Genomic DNA, 8,705 nt, shown 5'->3' on the forward strand with positions numbered 1-8,705 from the left:
ATTTTACCAATAAATAACTTAAAATAAGCTATAAATTAATCCTCAAGATACCTAATCGATGAATACAACAAATCTAGATTACTAAATTTAGATAACAAATTTTTTATTTGTTTTATATCTTCTACTTCAATAATAATAGAGCACTCAAAAAAATCATCAAACTTATTGGTAGTAGTAATATTGACAATATTAATATTTAAATCAAAGATACAATTTACTGCTTCTCTTAAACTACCAACTTTATTTGAAATTAATAAAATTAATTTAGATTGATATAGAAAGTTATCAGATAGCTCCCAGTTAAATGAGTTAATCTTTTTGTTTGCTTTATGTAAATATTTCACTTTATTACATTCTACTCTATGTATACAATATCCCTTTTCTTTATCTAAAAATGATACTGCTTTTTCTCCTTTAACAGGGAAACAACACTCAGCAAAATATAAACTAACACCTTTATTAATTAAATTTTGCGAATTATTTTTCAATTTTTTCTTTATTTTTTGCACTATATTAAAAAAGAAACTAACTATATTAGGAGCTTTTTTAAAATCATGATAAGATGCTTTAACTACATCTGCTGTTTTTACTTTGTTTTGCCCTATTAATAAAAAAAGAGTCTCTAAATTCTCACATTTTATCGCAGAATCTTTCGGTAATACAATTTTAGATTCGTCAAATTCAACATTATGACTATCCAAATATTTTTTATAACTTTCTTTCCCAATTGCTATAAAATGATCTGTTTTAACATTACTCAAATACTTTTTTAATTCTGTTTTTGCCTTGCCAGTACTTAGAATTTCTAACCATAATTCAGAAGCTTTATTTTTTTCAGCACAAATTATTTCAACTTGATCTCCATTATCTAACTGGTATGAAATTGGAACAGTTTCTTTATTAACAATAGCACCAATACATTTTAGACCTATATCAGCATCAATATAAAATGCAAAATCAAGAGCTGTTGCTCCTTTAGGCAAAGTAACTAATTTTCCATCATTAGTAAAGCAGAATACCTGATGATAATGCATTTCCATTTTAGAATATTCTAAGATTTCACTTGGATTATTAGAATTTTGTAAAATAGCTAATATTTCACTTATCCATTTAAAGTGCTTCTCTTTTTTATTAGGAAATTGTTGTTTGTATTGCCAATGAGCTGCAACACCAAATTCAGCAATTCTATGCATATTTTCAGTTCTTATCTGAATTTCAATTCTTTTACTTTCAGGTCCAATAATAATAGTATGTAACGATTTATATCCATTAGTTTTCGGAGTACTAATATAATCTTTAAAAGCACCTGGAACCATATGATAATTATTATGAATTGCACCTAATGCTTTATAGCAATCTTCAACATCTTGAACTATCACTCTAAATGCAAAGATATCTGATAAATTTTCAAAAGATAATTTTTTATTTTGTATTTTTCTCCAAATAGAGCAAGTTTTTTTCTCCCTTCCTGTAACATCAACAAGATTAATATTTGAACTAATCAAAACACTTTTAAGCTCACCTACAATCTTATTAACTAAGTCACCTCCATCCTTTCTAATTAAGTTCAACTGATTTTCAATACTTAATTTATCCTGAGAATATAATTCAGCAAAAGCTAAATCTTGTAATTCATTCTTAAAATTATGAATTCCTATTCTTTCTGCAAGTGCAGAATGTATATCCATTGTTTCGAGTGCTATTCTCTTTCTTTTTTTTGAATTTTTAATGCAATTAAGTGTTCTCATATTATGCAGTCTATCAGCAAGCTTTATTACTAAAACCCTAATATCTTTTGAAACAGCACACATAAGATTTCTATAATCTTCAACTTTTCTTTCTTCTGCGCTTAAAATATTACTTTTTGATTCTATGGTTGTAAGCTTTGATATTCCTTGAACTATATCTGCTATTTTTTTACCAAAAATATCTTTTATATGCTTATATGTTAAGATTGTATCTTCTATGGTATCATGTAATAATGCAGCAATAATTGTTGAAGTATCCATATTTAAATCTGCTACTATACTTGCTACTTCAATCGGATGAATTATATATGGTTCATTGGATTCTCTAAATTGGCCTTTATGTGAAACATTGGATATATCAAATGCTTTGTTAATTAACTTAATATCTAAATTAGGATTATCTTCTAACTTTTTTAGTAGCGCCCCATAAGCAACTTGAATTTTTTCATCCCAATCTTTTTTTGACAATCCTTTCATTTTTGTTTTATTAATTATATTTTTCTTTATACTGCTTAAATAACATCATTTTAAATAGAATTATTTTTGTTAATCAAGTACAAAAAAATAAACTTTAAATTATTAGTAATAATATGAAACAAAAAGTAAATTACAATAACGAAATTAAAAATTCACAAGATCAAAAATATTATACAAAAAGAGCAACTGTTCAAGCTTTAGAAGCAATACTATATGAACCAATAAAAGTGCTTGATCATGGTTTCATTAGAGTAATAGATTATATGGGAGATGATTCAGCAATTGTACAATCTGCAAGAGTATCTTATGGAAAAGGTACCAAAATGCTAAATCAAGATAAAGGGTTAATCAATTATCTAATGAGGCATTATCATACAACACCATTTGAAATGTGTGAAATAAAATTACATATAAAATTACCTATTTTTATTGCTAGACAATGGATAAGACATAGAACTGCAAACGTTAATGAATATTCTGCAAGATACTCAATTTTAGATAAAGAATTTTATTTACCTGACCCTAAAAATATAGAGATACAATCACAATCTAATAAACAAGGTAGAGAAGGAACTTTAGATTCCAATCAATCTAAAAGAGTTTTAGATATATTAAGAGAAGATGCCCTAAGATGTTATGATAATTATATGGATTTATTAAATTTAGATGAAGAAACCGGTGAAATTAAAGATACAAATAAAGAGGGCATAGCTAGAGAATTAGCTAGAATGAATTTAACATTAAATTATTATACGCAGTGGTATTGGAAAATTGACTTAAACAATTTGCTCCATTTCTTAAGATTAAGAGCAGATTCACATGCTCAATATGAAATACGAGAGTATTCAAATAAAATTCTTGATATAGTATCAAAATGGGTGCCCTATACTTATGATGCATTTATTAACTATAGAAAAGAATCTGTTAATTTATCAAAGACAGGAGTAGAAATCATTAAGAAAATGATACAAGGACATAGTGTATCTGAGGAAAATAGTGGTATGTCTAAAAGAGAATGGAATGAATTTAACAAGCTATTTTTAAAGTAATAAAACTATAAAATTGTTCATAATAATTAACAAATTATACATCTTTTATTGATTTCACAGCCTTTGTCCATTTAGATAATTTATTTTTATTACTATTATGAAGCTTCTGAACTTTTTGTTTAGCCCACTTATGATTTATATTTTTCATGTCTTTTAGAAATTTCTTAGATGAATTTACTATATTAATATCCAATCTTGCTGATATTAATTTACTTAGAGTAAATTCAATCCATCTCGTAGAATTGGATAAGACTCCACTTATATCTTGAATGCTATATTTATACTGAGATTGAAATCCAGATATTTCTCTTGATTCTGCAAATAACTGAAAAAACCTAGCAAATAACTCTGAATTTTGTTGCTCAACATTATACTTAGAAACCTGTTTTATCAGTATTTCATCTATAGAATTTTTTACTATAATAAGATTACTATTTATATTCTCAAAATCATCATGCAATGCTTTTATGAAGTATTTTAAATCTAAATTTAATTCTTTCTCTACCATATGTGCTATTTCATGAATAATAACATTATAAGCAATTTTTTTAATTGTAATTACATAACGCCTATCTTGTCTAAAATTATTTAAATATGAATCTAACAATGGCTCATAAATGGTTTTACAATTGCCCTCATCTAAATCAAAATTACTTTTTTCTTTAATATTAAATTTTAAAGAATTTTGCGAAACTTTAGTTGCAACTAAATCTAATATATTTTTAAATATAGAATATTGATAAAGATGTTTTATATGTTCAATAAATCTATTTTTAATAATTTCATTATCTGCCATTGTGTGGTAATTAATTAAGGTAATTATATCTACTGAAACTTCTGCCATTATTTTACTTATATAAATTCTTATACATATTTAATAAAGAAGCAAAAAATCCTATTATACAAAACAATACAATAAAAATAGGTATTGTTTTAAAAAAATTATCAATAAAGTATCCAATTATACATCCAATAAAAATTCCAGCTATTAATTCTGTTATTATAGTCATTGGTACATTAGATTTTTTATTTATATGACTATTATTATTTTTATTCTTAACCTTCTTCTCTAAATTAATTAACCTTGATTTTATTTCCTCATTATTCATTTAATTATTTTATAATATTAGAAAAAAATATGATAAACTCAGTATATTCACCATATTTTGAAACACATTTAATTTTCGAATTCATTCTTTCCATAGCTTTTTTACAAAAATGTAAACCTATGCCAAATCTTCCTTTACTAAAATCTGCATCAAAAATTCTTGGCAATTCATTTTTTTTAATTCCACTGCCTGTATCTCTGTAATGAATTTTATTTTTATCAATCCATATATAAATAGAAGCTTCTCTTCCAGCATGAGCAAACGTATTTTTTAAAAGATTAAATATAACATGTTTTAATAGATGTCTCGATCCTTTAAATTTAAAATCTACACTATTGTCAAAATGAATTTTATTTTTTTGTTCTTCTGTTAAATAAAATTCCTCTAATGCAATTTCTATACATTTTACAACTGAATATTTTTTTATATCGGAATATTGTGTATTTACATTTTTAGAAGCAGTTAATATAATTTCTACATTTTTCATACAATAATTTGTTAATTTCATTAACTCATTAATTTCATGAATCAAAGCAGATTTATCATTATTATTTATTTTTTCTAAAAGCATTTCTGATTTTAATTTTACAATTGAAATAGGGCTAAAAACTTCATGTGCTATAGCACTTGCAAATGCTTTAGAAATTTCTATTTGATTGGAGGTTGCAGTCATTTTATAAATGACGAGCAAAACAAAGCTTAAACTAAATGCACCATTGCTAAAAATAGTATAATGCTCTACATAACTCATCATTATTTCTACTATATCTCCTTTATAAAGGCTAGCTGTAAATATATATAAAATATATGCTAAAACTGCACTAATTATCCATAGTATTGTAAATAATCTATTATTAGTAAATATAAAAAGCAATCCAGATGAAAGGATTAATCTAATTATCCATTGCATACTGAAATCACTTAAAAAAAGCGTATAACATGGAAGAAATGGCAAGCCGAACAATAAAATTAATATTTGCAAAACTTTTTTATATTTTATCTTTTTAAAAATTAATCTATAAAGCAGAAACCAAATACATAAAATTATTATAATTAAATTTACTAAACTAATAAATATTATAATAAGATTTATATGTGCTAACTCTAATATTGTTATAGGAGTGTATATTAATAAAAATAAAATACATAATAGATAATATAAATTATCACGCTCTTCTAATTGAAGTATTGATTCACTAAATAATATCTTAATTTTCTTAAAAATAGTCACAACTCATTTATAATCTCAATATATAAACATATTATACATTAAACTTGTATAATTAAATAAATTATATATTTTTATTTACTAAAAAGTTGATTAATAGATTTAAAATTAATAATGGACAAAACAATTATAAATAAATTTATTGAAAATTTAAATTTTGAATTAAAAGAATTAAATAACTTTTTATTAAAATATTCTCAAAGTAATAAAGCAAATTTACTGAGCAAAGTTTCTTATCATATTATATCTTCAGGTGGAAAAAGAATACGACCTTTACTTACTATAGCTTCCTGTAAGTTATTTAATCCTAATCAAACTACTTTAAAAAAGTGTTTAGATTTAGCATCTGCTATAGAGTTTATCCATAATGCAACACTACTACATGATGATGTAGTTGATAATAGTAATACAAGAAGAAATAACATTACTGCTAACCATATATGGGGTAATAAATCTAGTATTTTAGTTGGAGATTTTTTATTTAGTCAATCTTTTAAGCAAATGATTAAAACTAAGAATTTAGATGTCCTTCAAATACTTGCTAACACATCAGCTGAAATTGCAGAGGCAGAAGTATGGCAGCTTGAACTTATTGGAAGATTAGATATAGAATTTGATGAATATATAAGTTTAATCAGCGCTAAAACTGCCAATCTTTTTTCTGCAGCTTGCTTGTGCTCATCTATTTTGGCTAATGCTAATGATAAACAAAAAGAAATATTAAAAAATTATGGCCTTAATTTAGGTATAATATTTCAGATTAATGATGATATAAAAGATTTCTTTTCTACTTTTGAAGAACTTGGCAAAGAGCCTGGTAGTGATTTTTTTGAAAATAAAATTACTTTGCCTGTAATAGTAGCTCTAAAGAATGTTAATAAACAAGATTTTATAGTGATAGAAAAGATTTTTAATAAAAAAAATAAAAAAATTCAGCATTTTAATCAACTACTAAGCTTATTTGAAAAATATGATATTAAGAATAAATCATATAAAATTTTAGAAAAATACATACAAAAAGCACTTACAAATTTTGATGTTATTCCTGATTCAAAATATAAAAGTCTTTTCATAGATCTTATATTGAGCTACCAAATAGTTAAAAAATCTCAATAAGGAATAAGAGAAATGCTCCAGAATAAAGTTTAGTAATTAAACTTATAAAATAGTATCTAGTCTTTTGCGTAATTATTATACTTAACCCAAACTGCAGATAAGAAATAAGAAATTTATAGCAAATATTATAATCATGAAGCGGAGTATCTCCCCACAATCATCACGAAGGAGAGACGAAGTCTCGACTGTAGTGATCCATAATTGTTGTCGCATTTACATTTATTGATAATTTTTCTGGATTGCCACGGATGCCTATCATCATCCTCGCAATGACGTTTTTGTTTTCGTCATCACGAGGGAGAGACGAAGTCTCGACTGTGGTGATCCATAATTGTTGTCGCATTTACATTTATTGGTAATTTTCCTGGATTGCCGAGAGCATTAAAATGCTCTCGCAATGACTATATTGCTAACTAAAATTTTATTCAAATATTTGTATATAACAGTTTTTTCGCCTTTTACTAAGTATTTCTTATATGCAGCTCGGGTTAAAATTAGTTTTTAAATTGCCTAAATACAATGAAAAATAGTGCAAAACATAAGTTTAATTTATATTGCTTAAGTTAAACTACTATATCTTTTAACATTACAGATTTTAATGGTTAAAATTCAAACATAGTTTGTTTTTATTAATAACCTTATTAAATTTTGGTATTGCTTTATTTTTATGAGTTATAAGTATTATAGTTGTATTTTTCAACTCTTGATTTAATAAATTTAAAGATATTATTTCACTTTTTTCATCCATAGAACTAAATGATTCATCTAAAAATAATATATCTGGTCTATTAATAATGCTTCTAATAATTGCTATCTTTTGTTTTTCTCCTCCACTCAATATTCTTTCCCATTCATCCTCCTTATTTAATAATATTTTTAGTTTATTTAAGCCAATAGATTCTAATAAATGCTCTATATATTGTGTGTTTTTATACTCAAGTAGTGGGTAAATAAGGGCTAATCTCAATTTTCCATATGGCATATAACCTTTTTGCGGTATAAACATTATTTTTGAATTTTTAGGATATATAATTTCTCCAGAAGAATATGGCCATATACCTTTTAATGTTCTAAATATAGTAGATTTGCCACTCCCATTCTCTCCCTTTAATATATAATTATTCTTTATTATTTTCTCTGTTGTTTTTTCTAATATTTTCTCACCATTAGGCAAGCATATTTCTAAATTTTTTAATTGAATATTATTTCCTTCAAATTTAATCTGTACTTCATTCTTTTTATTTTCCTCTTCACATTTTTCTATACTATTTTGAAATCCATATAATCGCTCTACTACTGCCTTTAATGTAGCTATGTTAATATATGACTCTATCATCCAGGATAATGCTGTTTTTATCTCATCAAATGCTTTTATTGTTTGCATTAAAACTCCTAAAGATATTGCTGCTGCAAAATATCTAGGGGCTAATACTAAAATTGGCAATATAATTGCTGTTTGATTATAAAATGATACAAATGATATAATCTTCATTTCTCTAAATATCATCTTTTTAGTATTTTTGTAAACTTTTGCATTATTCCATCTTTCTCAAACTCTCCTGCATCATACATAGCTATTGCTTCTGAATTTTCTCTTGTTCTTATTAATTGATACCTGAAATCTGCTTCTTTTTTCTCACCTTTAAACAGTATTTCTGATAATGGCCTACCTATTTTATGCGTTAAATAAGTACCTAATGAGGCATATATTAATGCAATCCAAACTAAATATCCTGGTATATTAATTTTATATGTATATAGCTTAAATTCAAGTACTCCAGATAAACTCCACAAAATTATAATAAAACTTATTAACGTTGTTACTGCTTGAATTATTCCTAAAAAAAGCTCTATTGATATTGTTGAAAATTCCTTAATATCATTTGCTATCCTTTGATCTGGATTATCTATTTCTCTATTTATTGCTTTTGCAATATAATAACTATTTCCTCTTGTCCACTTATTAACTATATTTTCT

The 8,705-nt window shown here is 24.9% G+C and carries 8 protein-coding genes; 2 read left to right on the top strand and 6 right to left on the bottom strand.

Annotated elements, in window-relative coordinates; genetic code table 11:
- Positions 1 to 35: 35 nt before the first annotated feature.
- Positions 36 to 2,225, bottom strand: coding sequence for a RelA/SpoT family protein (locus h2es_RS03610; protein ID WP_154511496.1), 2,190 nt, complete (start codon positions 2,223 to 2,225; stop codon positions 36 to 38).
- A 113-nt stretch (positions 2,226 to 2,338) separates the two neighbouring features.
- On the opposite strand from h2es_RS03610, the gene thyX reads away from it, so the two are divergent.
- The gene (gene thyX / locus h2es_RS03615) at positions 2,339 to 3,274 is read left to right on the top strand and encodes an FAD-dependent thymidylate synthase (protein WP_154511498.1); all 936 of its coding nucleotides are present in this window, start codon (positions 2,339 to 2,341) and stop codon (positions 3,272 to 3,274) included.
- A 34-nt stretch (positions 3,275 to 3,308) separates the two neighbouring features.
- Here the strand turns inward: thyX and h2es_RS03620 are convergent, their stop codons facing one another.
- The 3 genes from h2es_RS03620 to h2es_RS03630 are packed head-to-tail and all read right to left on the bottom strand — an operon-like array spanning position 3,309 to position 5,293.
- On the bottom strand, positions 3,309 to 4,118 hold the full coding sequence (locus h2es_RS03620) for a WD_0702 family putative metalloprotease (protein WP_154511500.1): 810 nt from the start codon (positions 4,116 to 4,118) through the stop codon (positions 3,309 to 3,311).
- Between the two features lie 4 nt (positions 4,119 to 4,122).
- On the bottom strand, positions 4,123 to 4,383 hold the full coding sequence (locus h2es_RS03625; protein WP_126044495.1) for an AtpZ/AtpI family protein: 261 nt from the start codon (positions 4,381 to 4,383) through the stop codon (positions 4,123 to 4,125).
- A gap of 4 nt (positions 4,384 to 4,387) precedes the next feature.
- A complete protein-coding gene (locus tag h2es_RS03630) occupies positions 4,388 to 5,293 on the bottom strand; it encodes a sensor histidine kinase (protein WP_154511502.1) in 906 nt (301 codons plus the stop codon).
- Between the two features lie 432 nt (positions 5,294 to 5,725).
- On the opposite strand from h2es_RS03630, the gene h2es_RS03635 reads away from it, so the two are divergent.
- Positions 5,726 to 6,727, top strand: a complete 1,002-nt coding sequence (locus tag h2es_RS03635; RefSeq protein WP_154511504.1) for a polyprenyl synthetase family protein — start codon at positions 5,726 to 5,728, stop codon at positions 6,725 to 6,727.
- A gap of 595 nt (positions 6,728 to 7,322) precedes the next feature.
- On the opposite strand, the gene h2es_RS03640 is transcribed toward h2es_RS03635, so the two are convergent.
- Together h2es_RS03640 and h2es_RS03645 are read right to left on the bottom strand one after the other, a co-directional pair.
- Positions 7,323 to 8,219: an ATP-binding cassette domain-containing protein gene (locus h2es_RS03640; protein ID WP_195909968.1), complete on the bottom strand. Its 897-nt coding sequence runs from the start codon at positions 8,217 to 8,219 to the stop codon at positions 7,323 to 7,325.
- A gap of 11 nt (positions 8,220 to 8,230) precedes the next feature.
- Positions 8,231 to 8,705: SbmA/BacA-like family transporter (locus h2es_RS03645; RefSeq protein ID WP_326844999.1), on the bottom strand; the 475-nt coding region annotated here is incomplete at its 5' end.

The organism is Rickettsiales endosymbiont of Trichoplax sp. H2 (genome assembly GCF_009690945.1).
Classification (GTDB): Bacteria; Pseudomonadota; Alphaproteobacteria; order Rickettsiales; family Midichloriaceae; genus Aquirickettsia; species Aquirickettsia rohweri.